Raw genomic sequence first — 19,112 nt, forward strand, 5'->3', positions numbered from 1 at the left:
TTCCGCTCAAAACGAGGGCCCCATGACACGCAACAAGATCGATCTCTGGCTCCGCGCCATGAACCCGCTGAAGCTGCCGCGCGGCATGGCCGAGGCTCAGCGTTCGGCGCGGTCGATGGTGATCGGCCTGGTCATCGCCCTGATCGTCGGCCTGATCCCGACCTGGTGGATGTTCACCTCGGGCTGGTTCGAGACGGCGATGAGCGCGGAGTACGCCAAGATGGGTCTGTCGGCGGATCAGTTGGCCATGCAGCAGGAGATGATGAAGGTCATCTGGCCGTTCGCTATCGCCTCTGGCGCGATCTTCTCCGTCCTATTCTATGGCGTCGTGGCGGTGGTTCAGTGGCGCATGATGACGCGCGCCATCCCGATCATCATGCTGGCGCTGATCGCCTACAGCGTGGTGGCCAATCTGGGGATGCGGCTGCTGGGGACCCTGCCATCGCCGGACCTTCCGCTGTGGGTCAACCTGACGACCTGGCCGGCCATGATCGTGTCGGGCGTGATCTATGTCGCGTCGCTGCAGGGCGCCATGCTGCTGCATCGCCTGAAGCAGGAGGCGTGATGTCGGTCATCCTCTACCACAATCCGAAATGCAGCACGTCGCGTAACGCCCTCGCCTTGCTGCGTGAACAGGGCGTCGAGCCGGCGGTCGTCGAATATCTGAAGACCGGATGGGATCCCGAGACGCTGCAGCGATTGGCGTCCAGAACAGGCCTCGGTCTGTCCGGCCTGCTGCGTAAGAAGGAGGCCGACGCCAAGGCTCTGCTGGACGCCGGCGCAGAAGACGAAGCCATCCTGGCCGCAGCGATCGCGCAGCCGATCGTGATCGAACGCCCGATCGTCGAAACCGACAAGGGCGCCGTGATCGGCCGACCCGTGGAGCGGGTGCTGGTGGTCCTCTAGCGACAGATCCGATCGGGCGGCCTACCGGTTCCGGCCGCCCCGGTTCGGACGACGGTCGCCCGCCTCGCGGCTTTCGTGACGCCAGCGGATCGACAGGCTTGTCTGGCCCTGGCCGCCGAACTGCGAGGCGATGGCGACGTTGCGCCGAGGCTGCCATTCGACCTTGACCGCCGCACCGTTCTGACCGCCGCCGATGACCTCCAGATAGACGTCGTCGGTGATGTAGCGACCGCCCGCAACGGTGACCGCAGACGCGTCGCCGCCGAACGACAGCCGGTCCAGACCCGCCAGTTCGCGCAGGTTGCCGATCACGTCGAACCCGCCCCCGCCCGCCAGGGCCGCGACCCCGGCCGCCAGCTGCGCCGCCTCGAAGGCCGACAGCTGTGACGCCGACCGTCCGAACAGCACCTGCGACAGGATTTCGTCCTGGGGCAGGGACGGGGTGGAGGTCAGGGCGATCTTGGGTTCGGCCGCCGTGCCCGTGACGTTGATCGAGGCGGTCAGGGCCGCGTCCTCACGCGTCGCCGCCAGGTTCAGGCGGATCTGCTTGGGATCGGTCGACAGGGTGACGCGCCCGGTGTCGTCGAACACGAACCGCTTGCCCGCGAACTCATAATCGCCGCGCACCACATTGGCCGTGCCGGTCAGTTGCGGCTGGGCGATCGTGCCACGCACCCGGGCGTTCACGTCCAGGATCACGTTCAGGCCGCGACCGTTGACCCGCACCTTGCCGCCGCTGGAACGCAGGACGATGTCCATCCCGATCTGCGGGCCGCGCGCCTTCTGCTCCGTCTCCTCCGGATCGCCGCCGGGACGATTGATCTCGACCACATCCATCGAGACGATGCCGGTCGCGCCGGGCAGTTCCGGTTCGATCTTGGCCTCGTCGATGTCGATGCGGCCGCCCAGCTGAATATTGCCGTCGGCGCCGCGAACGATGGTGATCGGGCCCGAGGCGCGCGCCTCGGCGATATCGTTGTCAATGACCCGGAAGCGGTTCAGCATCAGTTGTGCGTTCGATCCGGAACCTTGGCGCAGACCGATGCGGCCCTGGCCGGACACCGTGCCGCCCTTGCCATCGTTGGCCGTGAAGGTTTCGATCTGGGCGGCTGTGTCGTCGAACCGGGTCCGCAGCGTCAGGTCGCTGAGCACCAGACCGACCGCATTCTCACGATAGGAGCCTTGGCTCAGATCGAACCGGCCGTTCAGACGCGGTGCGTTCAGCGTCCCGCCGATCGTCGCCTGACCCGCCACCTGGCCCGACAGGCTGCGGTCGCCGCCCAGGAACAGGTCCCAGATCGGCTGGATCTGACCGTTGATCGACACCCGGCCCGACATTTCGCGCGTCCGGGCGATGGCGAGCCGCAGCGGCGCCGCCGAGGCCTCGACCGGCAGGACGACGTCAGCCGAGGCCTGAACCGCGCCCTCGTCGACCGCCGTCGCCTTGATGCTCAGCCGGTCGCCCGCCAGTGTAGCGTCCACGCGCCCGTCGACGGCCAGGCCGCGCGGCGCATCGATGCTGCGCACGTTCTGGAGCGCAATATTGGCCGTGCCCGACAGATCGCTGCCGACGCCGCGCAGGGCGACCTGACCGGTCACGCTGCCGCGCAGTTCGGGCGAGATGGAGCCCAGATCGACCCGCGTCAGGTCGGCCTGGATCGCGGCGCCGCGCGCATCCTGACGCAGGTCGGCCAGCAGCACGCCGCCGCCCACGCCCAGATCCAGATGCGCCGTACGCGTGGCGCCGTTCAGGGTGATCGAGGCGGGACTGCGGGTTGTGAAGGCCACCTCGCGCACCCGGCCGCCGCCGCGCAGCGTCAGACCGTGCGTCGTGTTCTGACGCGAATAGACGCCCGTGCCGTTGAACTGGGCCGGGTTGGGGCCGCCCACGTCCAGCGCCAGGGTGAAGGGCAGGTTGTTCAGCGTGCCGCGTCCGTCCAGATCCAGATTGCGAATGATCCAGTTCTGACCCGCCAGCCGGACGTTGCGACCGCTGACGTCCAGAATGGCGCTGTCCGATCCGCCGCCGTCGGTCAGCCGCACCCGTCCGTTGGCTTCGCCCGAAGCCAGGAAGGCCCCCGCGCGCGCCGAGAACGTCAGGTCCGCGCTAGAGGGAATGCTGTCGGACAGGGCGATGGCGCCCCTGGCCGTCACGCCGCCGGCGTCCACGTCCAGATCGCTCAATCGGATGCGCTTGCCGCCCAGGAAGAAGTTGCCCGAAGCGCGCGCCGGTCCATAGTTCGAGCCGCTGACCACCGAAATCCGGCCGTCCGACGCATCTGCGCCCTTGCGGAAGCTGAGCGTCAGGTCGGCGTTGTTCAGCGTCAGGGCGCCGGCCGTGACCTGCTGGAAGCCGGCGGTCAGATCGACGCGCGGCTGGGCCAGAGTGCCGGTCAGGGCGCCGCGTCCGTTCATGTCGCCGCCGACCTCGACCGGCCCGGCCGCGAACGGGCCACGCGCGTTCCAGTCCAGCGCCAGCCTCAGCTTGCCGGCGGTTTCGATAATGCCCTTGGCCCCCGCGCGACCGGCCGCGCCGGTCAGTTCGCCGCGCTCGAGCTCGATGCGTCCGCCGTTCAGCTTGCCGGCCAGTTGCAGGCGCGGGGTCTTGCCGAGCAGGCGATCCAGTTCGTCCAGACCCACAGTCAGATTGCGGCCCCGTCCGTCGAAGTTCAGCACCCACGGAGCGCCGGGCCGCCCCGACGAAGCCCGGATCGGACCGCCGAAGGCGCCGCGGGCGTCCGGCAGCACGCGCCTGGCGTCGGTCAACTGCGCCTCGCCGCGGAAGTTCATCCCGCCCAGCAGATTGCGCGAGCCCGAGCCGTTCAGCGTCAGGCCCTGGCCCTGCAGATCGACCTTGGTCAGCAGGATGGCCCCGTCCTTCATCCGCGCCGCCTTCATCTGCACGCGCGGGGCGGGACCCAAGAGGCCGCCGATGATGCCTTCGCCCGATCCGCCGTTCGCGCGAATGTCGCCGTCGAGATCAATCCGGCCGTTCTTGACCGCGACGTTCAACGGTCCGGCGATGCGCGTGGCGCGATAGCTGGCCACATTGGCGTTCAGCAGGGTGACCTGGCCATCCAGCGTCCAGGTCTGGGCGTCGCCCTTGAACAGGCCGGAATAGGCCGCTGGTCCCGCCACATCGGACCCGACCAGCCGGCTCAGCGAGGCCGTCTGAATATTGAGGCTGATTCCGTCGGGCGAACTGCGGTCGGAGTTGCGGATCAGGCCGCGCGCTTCGGACTGGACATTGTCGGAAATCAGCTTCCACGCCACGCCCTGGCTGGCCTTGTCCGGTGTCGGAACCATGGCGAAGCCGAACCGCGCGGTGCGGCCGATCTTGGTGACGAAAGGCGCCAGCAGGTCCGAGTTGCTGAAGTCGGCGAAGCCCGCGACGCGAGAGCCCTTGTCGCCGAAATGGCCCTGGACGATCAGGGGGACGAATCGTCCCGTCTGGACCCGCGCATTGACGACATCGGCGTTCAGAACCGCTACCGCCGAGAACGGCTGATCCGGGGAATAGCCCAAGGCCCCGGCCAGCGGTCCGCCCTGGGCCTCATTGGCGCGAAGGTTCAGCCGGGTGTCTTCCAGCTTGCCGCCAAAGGTCGCCGCCAGACGCAGGAAGTCGCCCGGTCGGTTCAGGCTGTCGGCGTTGACCGTCGCGCTCTTGGCGCCGGCGCGTGGCAGGCTGGCGTTCCCCGACAGGCTCCAACGGCCGTATTCCTTGGAGAAACCTTCCATCAGTTCGATGTTGGCCGCGAACTTGTCGATGCGGACAGAGATCGGCTGAGGGCTGGGCGGTTCGCCAGTGGGCGGCTCGACCACGGGCCGACGCAGGACGCGAATGGTCTCGGCCTTGATGTCGTTCGCATGGAAGCTGCGGCCCAGCAGGGCCAGATACGACCAGTCCATGCTGAGGTTGTTCGCCTCCAGCCAGATGCCCTGACTGTCGGCCAATGTGATGCGGTCGATGGTGAAGTCGCTGAGTAGATCGCCCTTCAGCCCATAGACCTTCAGCCGGCCGTAGCGGCTGATCTTCAGGTCCTGAAGCCGTTGCAAAACCATGTCGCGACCGCCGTCCGAGGCGATGTAGTAACGCCCTCCGACCAGGGCGGCGGCGATCAGCACCAGCAGTCCGGCCACCACCACGCCCACGCCCAGAGCGATGCGCCTGACCAGCCCGCGACGCGGCTTGGCGGGCCGCGCGGCCTTGGCCGGCGTCGTCGCTTCTTCAGGCGTGGCTTCGGGCGGTGTATCGGTCAAAACGCCTGCCCGATGCTGATGTAGATCTGGAAGGCCGAGTCGCCCTCACGTTTGTTCAGCGGCATGGCGACATCCGCCCGTATGGGCCCGAACGGCAGCATGTAGCGCACGCCCACGCCCGCGCCGTAGCGCATATTGGTCAGGTTCGGGGTTTCCTGGAATCCCACGGAGCCGGCATCGACGAAGCCCACGGCCTGGAAGCTCTGACCGATCGACTGGCGCACCTCGAACGAGGTTTCGAACAGCGACAGACCGCCCCGCGGCGTGCCGTCCGGCAGCTGCGGATTGACGTTCTGGTACGAATAGCCCCGCACCGAACCCCCGCCGCCGGAATAGAACAGACGGTCGGCCGGCACGTTCAACTCGCTGCCGCCGACGATGGAGCCGATCTTCATGCGTCCGGCCAGGATGGTGCGATCACCCGCGACGGGGAAATAGGCGGTGCCTTGCGTTTCGGTGCGCAGGAACAGGATGTTGCTCTCGCCGGTCACCGCCGTCGGCTGAACCGCCAGATTGACCCGCCAGCCCTTGGTCGGGTTCAGCGGATCATTGGAGCGGTCGATATAGGCGCTGGTCCGCGCCGTGATGATCGCCAGATCACGGTCAAAGGTCACGCGCTGCGGCGGCAGGGTGGTGAAGTCGTAGCGAGTCTCGCTGTAGCGCCCGGCGTCCAGCCCGATTCCGTAGTTGAAATAGGAGGTCTTGCCGATCCGCTGTTGCAGGTCGGCGTACAGAACCACGGCGGTGCGCAGATAGGCGTCGGTGTCTTCGTTGACCACCGCCGCGCCCAGTTTGAGCGTCCGGCCGGGCCGACGCCAGTGGGGCAGAGACAGGTCGGCGCCGATCCGGCTGTCGATGTCTGCCAGCCGCGCTTCCAGCCTCAGCGTGTCCGCGCGGCCGAAGCGGTTGTAGCGGGTCTGGATCACGTCCACGCCCGCGCCCTCCGCCGTCGACCAGGTGGCGCCGGCCTCCAGCACGCGACGGGGGCGGTCTTGCAGGCTGACCACCACGGGGCGATGACCATCGGCGGTGATCTGGTCCAGCGGCGACAACGCGACGCTGACGCCGTCATAGACGCCGGTGTCCAGCAGCCGGCGTTCCAGCTCCGCGACCATTTCGGGATCGTAGCGATCGCCCTCGTTCCACGGCGCCAGGCCCGCGACCCAGGCGGGATTGGTGCGGCCCTGGCTGGTCAGACGCACGCCGTCCAGACGCACCAGCGCGCCGGAGGCGATGCGATACTCCGGCGCGACAGTGAAGGCCGCGTGATCCACCACGACACGGCGCGGATTGGCCTTGGCGTCGGCATAGCCGTCACGCACCAACGCTGCCACGGCCCGGCCTTCGCCCGATATGACGTCCGCCGCCCGCCCCGGATCGCCGACCTTCAGGGCAATGGCGTCTTTGGCCTTGTCCGCCGCCTCGGCTTCCGGCGCGGGATCGGCCCACTGGATCGTCGGATCGGTCAGCAGGAAACGGCGCCCCGGTTCGACCAAGACCACCGCGATCGGCGTCTCCTCGCCCTCGACGATGTCTTCGACGACCGGTTGATAGTAGCCTTCGGACCGCAGCAGGGCGGTCGCCGAGGTCACGGCGCTCTCGGCGCGACGACGGGCCTCGAAGCGGCTGGCTGGCGCGCCGTCAACCTCGCCCACAGCCCGCTCCAGCGCCCGCCGCAGATCGCCGTCCATGTCGCCCCGGATCTGCGCGCGGGGTTCCGCCGCCGCTGCATGGGCGCAGGCCGAAAACGCCGCGAGGGCGACCAGCAGGGTAGGCCTGAACGTCAAACTCGATCTTTCGTCAAAAGGACGCCCCCCGGCATACCTGTTCGTCAGTAGAACAGCGTCTCGCTTTCGGGCTGGACCGACTGTTCCGACGTGCGTTCCTCAGGCGGAAGCGTCGTCGACGGCGGAGGCGTGGGCGTCGGATCCTGAACCTCTGGCGCGGGCGGGGGAGTTTCTTCCTTGACCGGCGGAGGCGCCGGCTCGACCGACATCTCGCGATAGTCGTCATCCGAGCGCGAAGGACGGTCGTCGCAGGCCGACAGCGCGAGCACGCTAGCGGCGGCGGCCAAGACAAAAATCGAGCGTGTCATGAAAGTCCCCGGTCTCCGCCGACCAAACGCCTGTCGCGCTAAGCTGTTCCCTTAGCGCCGAAATCTGCGTCGGTCATCCTGCGTGATCGGACCATTTTGTGACCATTTGATCCAAGGTCAGTTCGGACTTGGGGGTGGGCGCAGCACTAACGCCGTCGAAACGGGGGGCGGGTTGCGGCAGGCCGCCGTGGAATGTTCCACGCGCCTGATTGTGCGGATGATCTAGTGCCTCGGTCAGGCTAAGCACGGGCGTGACACAGGCTTCCGTCCCGGCGAAATGGGCGCTCCAGTCGTCGCGGTCGCGGCTTGCGAACAAGGCCGCAAGCCGCGCCTGCAGGGCCGGCCAGGCGGCGATGTCGTATTGAACCGCATCAGCCGGATCGATCTCCAAGCCGGCCAGAAGCGCAGCGTAGAAACGCGGCTCCAGCGCCGCCACCGCCACGAACCCGCCGTCGCGACAGGCGTAGCAGCGATAGAAGGGCGCGCCCCCGTCCAGCAGGTTGGATCCGCGCCGGTCGCTCCATAGTCCTCGACCCCGCAAGGCTTGGAATAGACCGCCCAGCAGAGCCGCCCCGTCCGTCATGGCGGCGTCCACCACGCTTCCCTGGCCCGTCGTCCTGGCCTCCACCAGCGCGGCCAGCACCCCGACCACCAGCAGCATGGCCCCGCCGCCATAATCTCCGACCAGGTTCAACGGCGGGGAGGGCGGACGATGCGCCTCGCCCATGGCGTGCAAGACGCCCGACAGGCCGATGTAGTTCAGATCATGCCCGACCGTGTTCGCTAGCGGCCCCGTCTGGCCCCATCCCGTCACGCGCCCAAACACCAGCGCGGGCTTTCGCGCTTGGACAACGTCGGGACCATAGCCCAGCCGCTCCATGACGCCGGGTCGAAAACCTTCGATCACTGCGTCGGCCCCATCGATCAGTTGCAGGATGCGCTCGCGATCAGCCGGTGATTTCAGATCGACCGGAACGGCCGCTCGTCCCCGATGCAGGACCTCGCCTCCGACCTCGTCGAAGATCGCCGGTCTGGCCGAGGCGTCGCGCGTCAGCCGCACCACCTCCCCTCCCAGGTCCGCCAGCATCATTCCGGCGAAGGTGACCGGCCCCAAGCCGTCGAATTCGATGATGCGGACGCCATTTAACGGTTTCATGCCCAATGAGTAGCAGACCGGGTCTTGACCGGAAGGCCGGATTACAACAGAAGGCGCCCTTCGACGGTTCGGGCCAGCCCGGACGTCGCGCGGTGCGTCCTTAGCTCAGTTGGTTAGAGCATCTGACTTTTAATCAGAGGGTCCTCGGTTCGAGCCCGAGAGGACGTACCATTTAAAGCCCGCTTCGGCGGGCTTTTTGCTGTCTGGGCCTTGCCTTCAGTGCGTCGCGAAACGACCGGGCGCAGTCGTATCTGCCGCGATCGGAGCGTTCGATTTGTCGAGATACTTCGACAGGGTGGCGACTAGGGCGGGCAGTTGCAGCGGCTTGGCCAGGTGGTCGTCCATGCCGGCGTCGCGACACAGCTGGATCTGGTCCGGCTGAACATTGGCGGACAGGGCGATGATCGGCAGTCGGCGTCCGCCGCCCTGCTCGATACGGCGAATCTCACGCGTGGCCGTCAGGCCGTCCATGACCGGCATCTGCATATCCATCAGGACGAGGTCGTAGACTTCGGACTGCACCGCATGCACCGCTTCGGCCCCATCGCTGGCGGTAGCGACCTCCAGTCCCATGCCGACAAGGATGACGCTGATCAGTTCGCGGTTGGCCGGTGCGTCGTCGGCGATCAACACGCGGCCCTCGGGCATCACGCTGAGGCGCGGTCCCTCGGCCTCCGATCCGCCCTCGGCGATGTGCAGCGGGACGGTCACCTTGAACGTCGATCCCAGGCCGGGCTGGCTCGTGACGACGATGTCGCCGTCCATCGCTCGCGCCAGTCGCCGCGAGATCGCGAGCCCCAGGCCGGTGCCGCCGTAGAGCCGCGTCGTCGACCGATCCGCCTGTGAGAAACGTTCGAACAGATGGGCCTGAGTCTGGGGGCTCATGCCGATGCCGGTATCGGTCACCTCGGCCGTCAGCCGCCATGCGCCGTTTGCCTCCAAGGCTCCCCCGACCGACAGACTGACCGAGCCCTGGCTGGTGAACTTCACCGCATTGCCCAGCAGGTTCAGCAGGACCTGCCGAAGACGGGCCTGGTCGCCCATCAGGCGATCCGGCAAGTCCGGCGCCAGATCGACGTGCAGCGCCAGACCCTTGGCCAGACACTGGGCCTCCATCATCTGGACCGTCTCGTGCGCCAGGGCGGCCGGGTTGAAACGCTGCGGCTCCAGCTCGATCATGCCGGCTTCGAGCTTGGAATAGTCCAGCACGTCGTTGATCACCGACAGCAGGGCCTCGCTGGCGGTGGCGATGCGCGCGACATAGCCCTTCTCGGCCTCGGGCAAGGCCTCGCTGGCTTTCAGCAGGTTGGAAAAGCCGATGACGCTGGTCAGAGGCGTGCGCAGTTCGTGGCTCATGTTCGCCAGGAACTCGCTCTTGGCCGCCGCCGCCGCCTCGGCCCGGTCGCGCGCGGTGACCAGTTCGTCGGCCAGGATCTTGCGATCCGTCATGTCACGGATGACCACCACCACCTCCGACGGCTTGCCCGCCTCGGCGGCCAGGGCGCGGAAGGTGCATTCGACCCAGACGATCGAACCGTCGCGATGAAGGGCGCGGTGCTCCAGCCGGCACGGCTCCTTGGTGTGGATGGTGCCCAGCACGGCCCGGGTCACCATTTCCCGATCATCAGGATGGACATAGTCCATGGGCCGGCCGTTCATCTCTTCGGTGGTCCAGCCGAGCAGGCTTTCGATCGCCGGCGAGATGTATTTGCTGGTGCCGTCCGGGCGAACGCGGGTGATCACGTCGCCCACGTTTTCAGCCAATAGCCGATAGCGCGCCTCGTCACGCTGAGCGCGGGCGATCTGGGCCTGCTGGTCTGTGATGTCCTGAAACACGCCGTAAAGGACCTTCACGACCCCGGCGTCGTCACGTTCGGCGCGCGCCTGGGTCAGAACCGCACGCTCCTCGCCATCGGCGCGGATCAGCCGAAGACGCATTTTGTAGCCATCGCCGGTTTCGGCCGAGTGTGCGATCGCCGCCAACAATCCGGGCCTGTCGTCGGGGTGATAGCGATCGATGGCCGAATCGACCTGCGGATCGAAGGTTTTGCGATCTAGACCGTGGATGCGGAACACTTCGTCGGACCAGTGGACCTTGCCGCTGGCCAGTTCCAACCGCCAATGACCGACCCCGGCCATGTTTTCAATCAGCTCCAGCGTGCCGTGGCGCTCATCGCTGACGCGACCGACTTCCAACGACGCGATGATGTCTTCGGCCATGGCGCCCAAGGTTCGCAGCGTTGCGATCTGGGCGTCGGAGGGGTGAGGGCGGGGTTTGCGATCCATGACGCCGAACGCGCCCAGCGGCTGACCGTCCGGGCCGCAGATCGTCACGCCGGCGTAGAAACGCAGATTGTAGGGGGGCGCCACCAGGAAATGATTGCGCGCTGCGGGGTCCGCCAGGCCGTCTTCGACCACCAGGACGGCGCCCTTGCCCTGGCGCAGCAGACGGTCGCCGAGAGTGCGTTCGCGCGGCAGGCTTCGAACCAGTTCACGATCGCTGCACCACAGGACGGCGTTGTCGCCGCTGACCAGGGTGACGACGGCGGCGGGCGCATCGAAAACCGTGCAGGCCAGTTCCGTAAGACGTTGGAACGGACCAGCAGGGGCGTCCAGGGCTTCCAGGCTCTTGGCGATGTAAGGCACGACCGAACTCCAACGACCGGTCAAAGTGACCTAAAATCAGAGAATTCTTCGTTACCGACCGCTTCCGCCGCTACGCTTTAATCGCCAGCCTAGGCGTGGTCTAAGCCAACCCATGAAACGCCTTCTTCTCGCAGTCAGTCTTGTTGCGCTTTCCGGTTGCAATGCCGGTCGGTCGGCGATGGGCGGCGCCGAACAGGTCGGGGCGGGCTTTGCGGCGGCGGCGACGGCGCCGCTGGAAGACTTCAACCTGCGTCGTCAGATGATCCCGACGGTGCTGCTGCAAGCCGAAGCCAATCCCTACGACCTGCGCAATCTGAATCAGTGCACGACCATCGGCGCAGAAGTCGCACGGTTGGACGAGGCGCTGGGACCCGATACGGACGAACCGCCGCGTCAGGACGGCTCCTATCTCAGCGAGCGGGCGGCGGATGCGGCGGCCAGGGCGGCGCTGAACGCCATTCGCGACACGACGACCGACTTTATTCCCGGCCGGAACTGGATTCGTCGATTGAGCGGCGCCGAACAGCATTCAAAGCACGTTCAATCGGCCATCCAGTCGGGCCGAATGCGCCGCGCCTTCCTGAAGGGGATGGGCATGCAGCGGAACTGCGCGCCGCCGGCGGCGCCCAGCTGGTTCAGACCGCACCCTTAGGCGTCAGCCGTTCGACGTGTGGCGGGCGTGGAAGTCGCGCCTGAACTGCTCGAAACGACCCTCGGAAATCGCCGCGCGCATGGCCGCCGTCAGCGCCTGATAAAAGGCGATGTTGTGCCAGCTCAGCAGAACCTTGCCGAGGATTTCATCGGCGCGGATCAGGTGGTGCAGATAAGCCTTCGAATACGACGATGATGGGCCGTCGATGGTCGGGTCCAGCGGATCCTGATCCTCGGCGAACCGGGCGTTCTTCAGGTTCAGCGGCCCGTCCCAGGTCCAGGCCTGGCCGTGACGGCCGGCGCGGGTCGGCAGGACGCAGTCGAACATGTCCACGCCGCGATACACCGCCTCGACCAGATCGACAGGTTTGCCCACGCCCATCAGATAGCGCGGACGGTCGGGCGGCAGCATTTCGGGCGCATAGTCCAGCACCTCGCACATGGCCTGGTGGCCTTCGCCGACCGCCAGACCGCCGATGGCGTAGCCGTCGAAGCCGATCTCTTGAAGCTGTTCCGACGACTGGCGGCGCAGGTCCTCGAAGGTCGACCCTTGCTGGATGCCGAATAGGGCCTGGTTCTCACGCTGCCCGAAACGGGCCTTGGAGCGCGCGCCCCAGCGGATCGACAGCTCCATCGCCTTTCTGGCTGCATCCTTCTCGGCCGGATAGGCGACGCACTGGTCCAACTGCATCGAGATGTCGGCGCCGATACGGTCGGCCTGAATCTCGATCGAGCGTTCGGGCGTCAGAACGTGTTTGGAGCCGTCGATGTGGCTGGAGAAGGTCACGGCCTCCTCCTTCACCTTGGAGATGCCGGCCAGGGACATGACCTGGAATCCGCCGCTGTCGGTCAGGATCGGCTTGTCCCAGCCCATGAACTTGTGAAGCCCGCCCAGACGCTCCATCCGCTCGGGCCCAGGGCGCAGCATCAGGTGATAGGTGTTGCCCAGCAGGATGTCGGCGCCGGTCGCCTTGACCTGATCCACCGTCATCGCCTTGACCGTGGCGGCAGTGCCGACCGGCATGAAGGCAGGGGTGCGGATGTCGCCGCGCGCGGTCTTCAGCACCCCGGTGCGGGCGCGGCCCTCGGTGGCGGAAATCTGGAAGGGGAAAGGCATTCAGGCGATCAGTCGTTCAAGCTGTTCGACGCGCGCCAGATCCTTGGGGCGGCCGAACAGGCGATACAGGGCGATGTGGTCCCGGATGTCCGGGACGAACAGGGGCGTGTCCTCGACGAAGACACGGCGGCGCGAGCCGAAGGCGACCGGGGTCCAGTCGCCGCCGTCGCGGGTCTCCAGATCGGCCATGACCTCGACCAGGATCGGCTGATCCGGCGCGCGCCCGAAGACGGCGGAGCGGAACAGACCTTCGCCCGGATCGGGTATCACCACGCCGCCCAGCTCGCCCAGCAGGCTGCGCGCATCACGCGGCGCGCACAGCACGTCGATGTCGGGCACATGGATGTCGGTCAGGCCATAGAGCGCCATGGCCGCCCCGCCGAAGATCCACCACGGCTCGCGCAGGTCGCGCGCGGCCTCGCCGACGGCGATCAGGCCGTCTTGAAGATCATGCGGAAGGTCGTCGGGTGACACGGGGCGGGCTCGGTTTCGTCAGGAGGCGGCATTTAGGCGTTCCGGTCGCGATTGACCACCCGATCACCATCCCAGCGACGCCTCGCCGCGCAGGATCGCCTCGGCCTGGGCGGTGTGTTTGCCGCCCTCGCGATCGTGCAGGATCAGCGGCGGCAGCAGTCGCAGCGGCGCGCGCCCGGTCTTGATGGCGTGCACCAGCACCCGCTTGGCCGGCTCGTCCGCGAAGGGATGGATCGGCCGCACGGCGAACGACCCCGCCTTTTCGCCCAGCAGAGCCAGCAGATCGGCCAGTCGGTCGGCGCGGTGAACGACCACGATGCGCCCGCCTTCCTTCACCGCCTTCAACAGGAAATCGGTCCACGCCTTCAGCCCGTCGTCGGCCATCCAGGCGCCCCGCTTGCCCTCGGCTGGGGCGCGCAACGCCGTGGCGTCATCGAAGAAGGGCGGATTGGATATGGCCCAGTCGACCGGTTCCACGCCCAGGGCCCGAAACCCGGCCGCCACGTCGCCCTGACGAATCACGACGGATCCAGCTGTGCTGTTCAGCGCCGCATTCTCGGTCGCCAGCGCCGCCATCGCCGGATCGCGCTCCACGCCCGTCAGGGCCACGCCGGGCCGCCGCGCCGCGATCTGCATCAGGACCGCGCCGGCCCCGCAGCCCGCCTCGATCACGCTCTGGCCCGCCTCCGCCGGGACCGCCGCCGCCAGCAAAGCCGCATCCATCCCGGCGCGATAGCCGCGCGCGGGTTGACGCAAGCGCACCCGGCCGTTCAACAGGCCGTTCTCGACGATCGTCGTCGGCAGGGTTTCGACCGGCTCCAAGCCTCAATCTCCTTGACCCCCAAGGGGTCGAACATCATTGTGCGCCGCAACTCGCGGGGGCAAGCCGGCCCGGCCGCAAAAAGCCATTCCCGCGGCCCGCCGCGCCAGTGAAAGAGTATTCGTTTGGACGTCGCCATCGCCGCCGCTCACCGCCCGAAGGGGGACGTCAACGCCCTTGTCCGGCTGGCTGAGGTCGATATGGCGGCCGTGGACGCCCTGATCCTGGATCGGATGCAATCGGACGTGCCGATCATTCCGAAACTGGCCGAACATCTGGTGTCGGCGGGCGGAAAGCGTCTGCGTCCCCTGATGACCGTCGCCGCCGCGCGGGCCGTGGGCGCGACGGACGACATCGTGGCGCCGCGCAAGCTGGCCGCTGCGGTCGAGTTCATTCACACCGCCACGCTCCTGCACGACGACATCGTCGATGCGTCCGAACTGCGTCGGGGCAAGGTCGCGGCCCACCTGATCTGGGGCGCCCCGACCAGCGTCCTCGTTGGCGACTTCCTGTTCGCCCGCGCCTTCGAACTGATGGTCGAAACGGACTCGATGCGCGCCCTGGGCATTTTGGCCGAGGCTTCGCGCGTGATTTCCGAAGGCGAGGTGCTGCAACTGACGCGCGCCCACGACCTCAATCTGGACCAGGCCACCTATCTGCAGATCATCTCGGCCAAGACCGCCGAACTGTTCGCCGCGGCCGCCGAGGCGGGCGCGGTGGGCGCCGGCGCCGATCCGGCCGCGATCAAAGCCCTGCGCGACTACGGCATGGCGTTGGGCATCGCCTTCCAACTGGCCGACGACGCCCTGGACTACGGCGCGACAGCCGAGGCCTTGGGCAAGAACGCCGGCGACGATTTCAACGAGGGCAAGGCGACCCTGCCGCTGCTGCTGGCGGTCGCTCGCACGCGCGGCCGCGAGGAAGCCTTCTGGGAACGCACCGTGACCAAGGGCGAGCGGACGCCCGAAGACTTCACCCGCGCCCGCGAACTGATCATCGGCTCGGGCGCCATCGGCGCGACCCTGGATCTAGCCGGCGACTATGCCGATCAGGCCAAGGCGGCCCTGTCGGTCCTGCCGTCCAGCGACTGGCGCGCGGCGCTGGAAGACCTGGCCGATTTCGCGGTGTCGCGCGCCGCTTGACCGAGACTGCGGATACGCTCGACCAACAGGTCCGCACTGCCGACCTCGACCGCTGGCTGTCCAGCCGCCTGGTCGCGGATAACCGCGTCCGCGCTGACCTGATCACGCTGTACGCCTTCGAAGCCGAGCTGATGACCATCCCCACGCGCGTGACCCAGCCACTCCTGGCCGAGATGCGCTATACCTGGTGGGCGGAACAGATGGACGGTGTCTTCGCCGGCGTGCCGCGCAAGGGCCATCCGGTGCTGGAGGCCCTGACTGATCTTGTCGCGCGCCACGGCCTGGACCGCGCGCCGTTCGACGCCTTGATCGACGCCCACATCGGCCGCGTGCGCGAACAGCCGCACGACCTCGACGCCTTCTACGTTGGCCCAATGCAGGTCGCGACGCGTGTGCTGGCAGGGCAGGGGCATGACGCCGCCGTGGCCGATGCGGCCCGCGTCTGGGGGCTGACGCAGACCGGCCGGCGCCAGGAGGCGGCGTCCCTGAAATCCGCCGCCAACGGGGCGCTGAAACGCCTGCCGCCTGCCGGCTTCCCGGCCGTAGCTCACACCGCCCTGACCGATCCGGACCGGCCGGAGCCGCTGAAGCGGCTGCGCCTGCTCTGGGCCGTGCTGCGCGGCCGGATCTGACCTAGCCGTTCAGGCCGGCGATCAAGCGGGTCAGCAGGGCGTTCAGCGTTTTCTGATCTTCTCGCGACAGGCCGCTCAAGGCCTCTTTGGCCGTCTCCTGGTGGCTGGGCATGATCGTCTCGATCAGGTCAAAACCCCTTTCCGTCAGACGGACCAGGGTCGCCCGTCGGTCGCTTGGATGCGGGCGCCGCTCGACCCAGCCCGCCTTTTCCAGCCGGTCGATCCGCGCGGTCATGCCGCCGGACGACATCATCGCCGCCTCGAACAGCGCCGTCGGCGTCAGGCCTTCGCGTTCGCCCGATCGGCGCAGCGTCGCCAGCACGTCGAACTCGCCGTGCTGCAAACCATGGCGCGCGAACAGCGGCGTTTGGCGCTCGCGGATCACCAGTTGCGACGCCTCGTTCAGGCGTCCCAGCACCTCCATCGGCAACATGTCCAGGTCGGGGCGTTGCACGGCCCATTGGGCGGCGGCGCGAGAAGCTCTATCAGGCATGGTTATCTTGACATCGAGATACTTGAGGTCGAGAGACTAGCGTGATTTTCAGTCGGAGTCCCCACCATGACCGCACGATCTGACGCCACGCCGATGCGGGGCGCGTCGCTGTTGTTGTTGGCGGCCATCGTCGCCCTGGCGCTGAACCTGCGTCCGGCGATGGCGGCGGTTGGGCCGCTGCTGGACCTGATCGAGGGGGCGACGGGCATGGGTTCGACCGCCGCCAGCCTGCTGACCACCTTGCCCGTGCTGATGATCGGTCTGGGCATCCTGTCGATCCGGCCGTTGCGTCGGCGGTTGGGCGAGCGGCGCGGGATCTTGCTGGGCGCGCTGCTGATCGGCGCAGCCTGCCTGGTGCGGGCGGTGCTGAGCGATACGGCGGGCCTGATCGCCAGCGCGGCGGTCGTCGGTGTGGGCGTCGCCTTGATCCAGGCCTTGGCGCCGGTCGTCATCAAACGGGCCTTTCCGGCGCAGTTCGGCACGGTTATGGCGCTCTACACCACCGGCATCATGGGCGGCGCCGCCGTCGCGGCGGCCACCGCGGCCGGTCTGGCCGAGACGATCGGCTGGGCCGGGACGCTGGCCCTGTGGAGCGCGCCGGCCCTCGTCGCCGCTCTGATCTGGCTGGCGGCGTCGAGCGACCCCGCAGCCGAAGAGCCGAACCGCGCCGCGGTGGTCGAGGCGACGGACCCGGAGCTGCCCTTCTGGCGTCAGGGGCGGGCGTGGCGGCTGATCCTGATCATGGGCCTGGGGACCTCGGCCTATACATTGATGCTGGCCTGGCTACCGCCCTTCTACATCGACCTGGGCGAGCCGAGGGCCACGGCCGGCTATCTGCTCAGCGGCATGACGGCTGCGGAGGTGACGGCCGGCCTGCTGGTGTCGCTGACCATCGGGTGCTTCCCGGATCGGCGCGGACCGATCCTGACGGCGTTGGTGCTGGCCCTGGCCGGTTTGGCCGGTCTTGTGGTCGCGCCCCTCAGCATGGCCGTGCCGATCGTGATCGTCCTGGGCCTCGGCATCGGCGCAATCTTCCCGCTCAGCCTGATACTGTCCATGGACCAGATCGACGATCCCGCGCGCTCCGGGGATCTGCTCGCCTTCGTCCAGGGCGGCGGTTACATCATCGCCAGCCTGTCGCCGTTAGGCGCCGGCCTGCTGCGCGACCACATGGCCGACCTTACCCAGGCCTGGGTGCTGATGGGCGTGGGCGTCATCCTGCTGGGCGTGATGACACTGGGGTTCCGGCCGGGCCTGTCCAAGCTGGACTGAGCGGCCCGGCCTTCAGAAATCAGCCCGCGTCGCGCCAGGCCTTCAGGCTTTCCATCGCCCTGATGCTCATCAGGCGCTTTTTGGCCCGGCCGCGTTCCTTGAGCGGAATCTTGACGCCCGCCTCATCGACCTTGGGCGCTTCCAGCGGCGGCAGTAGGCCGTAGTTGATGTTCATCGGCTGGAACTTCGATCCTGCCAGATGCCCCCCGGTGATGTGCTCGACCAGGGCGCCCATGGCGGTCTCGGGCGGCGGCGGGGCCAGGTCGCGACCCAGCGCTTGCGCGGCGGCGAGGCGGCCGGTCAGCAGGCCCATGGCGGCGCTCTCGACATAGCCTTCCACCCCCGTCACCTGTCCGGCGAAGCGCAGGCGTGGCATGGCCTTCAGCCGCAGCTGCTTGTCCAGCAGCTGGGGACTGTTCAGATAGGTGTTCCGGTGCAGACCGCCCAGGCGCGCGAACTGGGCGTTCTGAAGCCCCGGGATCATGCGGAAGGTTTCGGCCTGCGCCCCGTGCTTCAGCTTGGTCTGGAAGCCGACCATGTTGAACAGGGTGCCAAGCGCATTGTCCTGACGCAGCTGGACGATGGCGTAGGCCTTGACCAGCGGATCGCGGGGGTTGGTCAGGCCGACCGGCTTCATCGGACCGTGACGCAGGGTCTCGCGACCGCGCTCGGCCATGACCTCGATGGGCAGGCAGCCGTCGAAATAGGGGACGTGCTCCCAGTCCTTGAACTCAGCCTTCGGGCCGCTCAGCAGGGCGTCGATGAAGGCCTCGTACTGCGCCTTGTCCATCGGGCAGTTGACGTAGGCGGCGGCGTCGCCGCCCGGACCCTCCTTGTCATAGCGCGACTGACGCCAGGCGATGTCGAAGTCGATCGAGTCGGCGTGAACGATGGGGGCGATGGCGTCGAAGAAGCTCAAGGACTCTTCGCCCGTCGCCTTCAGTATGGCGTCGGCCAGGGCGGGGGAGGTCAGGGGGCCGGTGGCGACGATGACATTGTCCCACTCCTGCGGCGGCAGGCCCGCGATCTCTTCGCGCACGATGGTGACCAAGGGGTGGGCGGTCAGTTTTGCGGTCACCGCTTGGGAGAAGGCGTCGCGGTCCACAGCCAAGGCGCCGCCGGCCGGCACCTGGTTGATGTCGCCGCAGGCCATGATGATCGAATCCAGCGCCCGCATCTCGGCGTGCAGCAGGCCGACCGCATTGAACTGCCAGTCGTCCGAGCGGAAGGAGTTGGAGCAGACCAGCTCGGCCAGGCCGTCGGTGTGGTGGGCGTCAGTCTTGACGCCAGGCACGCCGCGCATCTCGTGCAGGACGACGGGCACGCCGGCCTGGGCGATCTGCCAGGCGGCCTCGGAGCCGGCCAGGCCGCCGCCGATGACGTGGATGGGGGAAGGAGAGGGGGAAGCGCTCATTGCGGCCTTCTAGCGGGCGGGTGGCGCGGTGTCA

16 protein-coding genes and 1 tRNA gene are annotated in these 19,112 nt (G+C 67.7%); 7 read left to right on the plus strand and 10 right to left on the minus strand.

Annotated features, from left to right (window positions below; translation table 11 throughout):
* Nucleotides 1-22 precede the first annotated feature (22 nt).
* The gene (locus tag QRN13_RS13640) at nucleotides 23-565 is read left to right on the plus strand and encodes a hypothetical protein (protein WP_284878330.1); all 543 of its coding nucleotides are present in this window, start codon (nucleotides 23-25) and stop codon (nucleotides 563-565) included.
* Nucleotides 565-906, plus strand: coding sequence for an arsenate reductase family protein (locus QRN13_RS13645; protein WP_284878331.1), 342 nt, complete (start codon nucleotides 565-567; stop codon nucleotides 904-906). Before QRN13_RS13640 ends, QRN13_RS13645 begins: the two co-directional genes overlap by 1 nt.
* 21 nt (nucleotides 907-927) lie before the next feature.
* On the opposite strand, the gene QRN13_RS13650 is transcribed toward QRN13_RS13645, so the two are convergent.
* The 4 genes from QRN13_RS13650 to QRN13_RS13665 all read right to left on the minus strand — a co-directional run bounded on the left by QRN13_RS13650 (nucleotide 928) and on the right by QRN13_RS13665 (nucleotide 8,423).
* On the minus strand, nucleotides 928-5,166 hold the full coding sequence (locus tag QRN13_RS13650) for a translocation/assembly module TamB domain-containing protein (RefSeq protein ID WP_284878332.1): 4,239 nt from the start codon (nucleotides 5,164-5,166) through the stop codon (nucleotides 928-930).
* The gene (locus QRN13_RS13655; RefSeq protein ID WP_284878333.1) at nucleotides 5,163-6,953 is read right to left on the minus strand and encodes an autotransporter assembly complex protein TamA; all 1,791 of its coding nucleotides are present in this window, start codon (nucleotides 6,951-6,953) and stop codon (nucleotides 5,163-5,165) included. The genes QRN13_RS13650 and QRN13_RS13655 overlap by 4 nt, the downstream gene beginning before the upstream one ends.
* Before the next feature lie 44 nt (nucleotides 6,954-6,997).
* Nucleotides 6,998-7,261 (minus strand): hypothetical protein, encoded by a 264-nt coding sequence (locus QRN13_RS13660; protein ID WP_066626126.1) that lies wholly within the window; start codon nucleotides 7,259-7,261, stop codon nucleotides 6,998-7,000.
* A 73-nt stretch (nucleotides 7,262-7,334) separates the two neighbouring features.
* The gene (locus tag QRN13_RS13665; protein WP_502868598.1) at nucleotides 7,335-8,423 is read right to left on the minus strand and encodes a CaiB/BaiF CoA transferase family protein; all 1,089 of its coding nucleotides are present in this window, start codon (nucleotides 8,421-8,423) and stop codon (nucleotides 7,335-7,337) included.
* Between the two features lie 88 nt (nucleotides 8,424-8,511).
* Between QRN13_RS13665 and QRN13_RS13670 the strand changes: the two genes are divergently transcribed.
* Nucleotides 8,512-8,588 (plus strand) — tRNA-Lys (locus QRN13_RS13670).
* Between the two features lie 45 nt (nucleotides 8,589-8,633).
* On the opposite strand, the gene QRN13_RS13675 is transcribed toward QRN13_RS13670, so the two are convergent.
* Nucleotides 8,634-11,063: a PAS domain-containing protein gene (locus tag QRN13_RS13675; RefSeq protein ID WP_284878336.1), complete on the minus strand. Its 2,430-nt coding sequence runs from the start codon at nucleotides 11,061-11,063 to the stop codon at nucleotides 8,634-8,636.
* 112 nt (nucleotides 11,064-11,175) lie between these two features.
* Between QRN13_RS13675 and QRN13_RS13680 the strand changes: the two genes are divergently transcribed.
* Nucleotides 11,176-11,715 (plus strand): hypothetical protein, encoded by a 540-nt coding sequence (locus tag QRN13_RS13680; RefSeq protein WP_153923226.1) that lies wholly within the window; start codon nucleotides 11,176-11,178, stop codon nucleotides 11,713-11,715.
* Nucleotides 11,716-11,718: 3 nt separating this feature from the next.
* Here the strand turns inward: QRN13_RS13680 and tgt are convergent, their stop codons facing one another.
* From tgt to QRN13_RS13695, 3 genes are all read right to left on the minus strand, one after another.
* A complete protein-coding gene (tgt, locus tag QRN13_RS13685; protein WP_284878337.1) occupies nucleotides 11,719-12,831 on the minus strand; it encodes a tRNA guanosine(34) transglycosylase Tgt in 1,113 nt (370 codons plus the stop codon).
* The gene (locus tag QRN13_RS13690; protein ID WP_284878338.1) at nucleotides 12,832-13,305 is read right to left on the minus strand and encodes a hypothetical protein; all 474 of its coding nucleotides are present in this window, start codon (nucleotides 13,303-13,305) and stop codon (nucleotides 12,832-12,834) included. It lies immediately after the preceding gene.
* Between the two features lie 63 nt (nucleotides 13,306-13,368).
* Entirely contained in the window at nucleotides 13,369-14,127 is a 759-nt protein-coding gene (locus QRN13_RS13695; RefSeq protein WP_284878339.1) for a tRNA1(Val) (adenine(37)-N6)-methyltransferase, read from the minus strand.
* 198 nt (nucleotides 14,128-14,325) lie between these two features.
* Here QRN13_RS13695 and QRN13_RS13700 point away from each other — a divergent pair, with 198 nt between their 5' ends.
* Together QRN13_RS13700 and QRN13_RS13705 are read left to right on the plus strand one after the other, a co-directional pair.
* Entirely contained in the window at nucleotides 14,326-15,267 is a 942-nt protein-coding gene (locus tag QRN13_RS13700) for a polyprenyl synthetase family protein (RefSeq protein ID WP_055753370.1), read from the plus strand.
* Nucleotides 15,264-15,899 carry a squalene/phytoene synthase family protein gene (locus QRN13_RS13705; protein WP_284878340.1) on the plus strand — a complete coding sequence of 212 codons (636 nt, stop codon included), beginning with the start codon at nucleotides 15,264-15,266 and terminating at the stop codon, nucleotides 15,897-15,899. The genes QRN13_RS13700 and QRN13_RS13705 overlap by 4 nt, the downstream gene beginning before the upstream one ends.
* A gap of 1 nt (nucleotide 15,900) precedes the next feature.
* On the opposite strand, the gene QRN13_RS13710 is transcribed toward QRN13_RS13705, so the two are convergent.
* Nucleotides 15,901-16,392, minus strand: a complete 492-nt coding sequence (locus tag QRN13_RS13710; RefSeq protein WP_284878341.1) for a MarR family winged helix-turn-helix transcriptional regulator — start codon at nucleotides 16,390-16,392, stop codon at nucleotides 15,901-15,903.
* Nucleotides 16,393-16,458: 66 nt separating this feature from the next.
* Here QRN13_RS13710 and QRN13_RS13715 point away from each other — a divergent pair, with 66 nt between their 5' ends.
* On the plus strand, nucleotides 16,459-17,664 hold the full coding sequence (locus QRN13_RS13715; RefSeq protein ID WP_284878343.1) for an MFS transporter: 1,206 nt from the start codon (nucleotides 16,459-16,461) through the stop codon (nucleotides 17,662-17,664).
* Between the two features lie 19 nt (nucleotides 17,665-17,683).
* Here the strand turns inward: QRN13_RS13715 and trmFO are convergent, their stop codons facing one another.
* The gene (gene trmFO, locus QRN13_RS13720; RefSeq protein WP_284878345.1) at nucleotides 17,684-19,078 is read right to left on the minus strand and encodes a methylenetetrahydrofolate--tRNA-(uracil(54)-C(5))-methyltransferase (FADH(2)-oxidizing) TrmFO; all 1,395 of its coding nucleotides are present in this window, start codon (nucleotides 19,076-19,078) and stop codon (nucleotides 17,684-17,686) included.
* Nucleotides 19,079-19,112: the final 34 nt, after the last annotated feature.

The sequence above is a fragment of the Brevundimonas sp. MEB006b genome (genome assembly GCF_030209705.1).
GTDB lineage: Bacteria > Pseudomonadota > Alphaproteobacteria > Caulobacterales > Caulobacteraceae > Brevundimonas.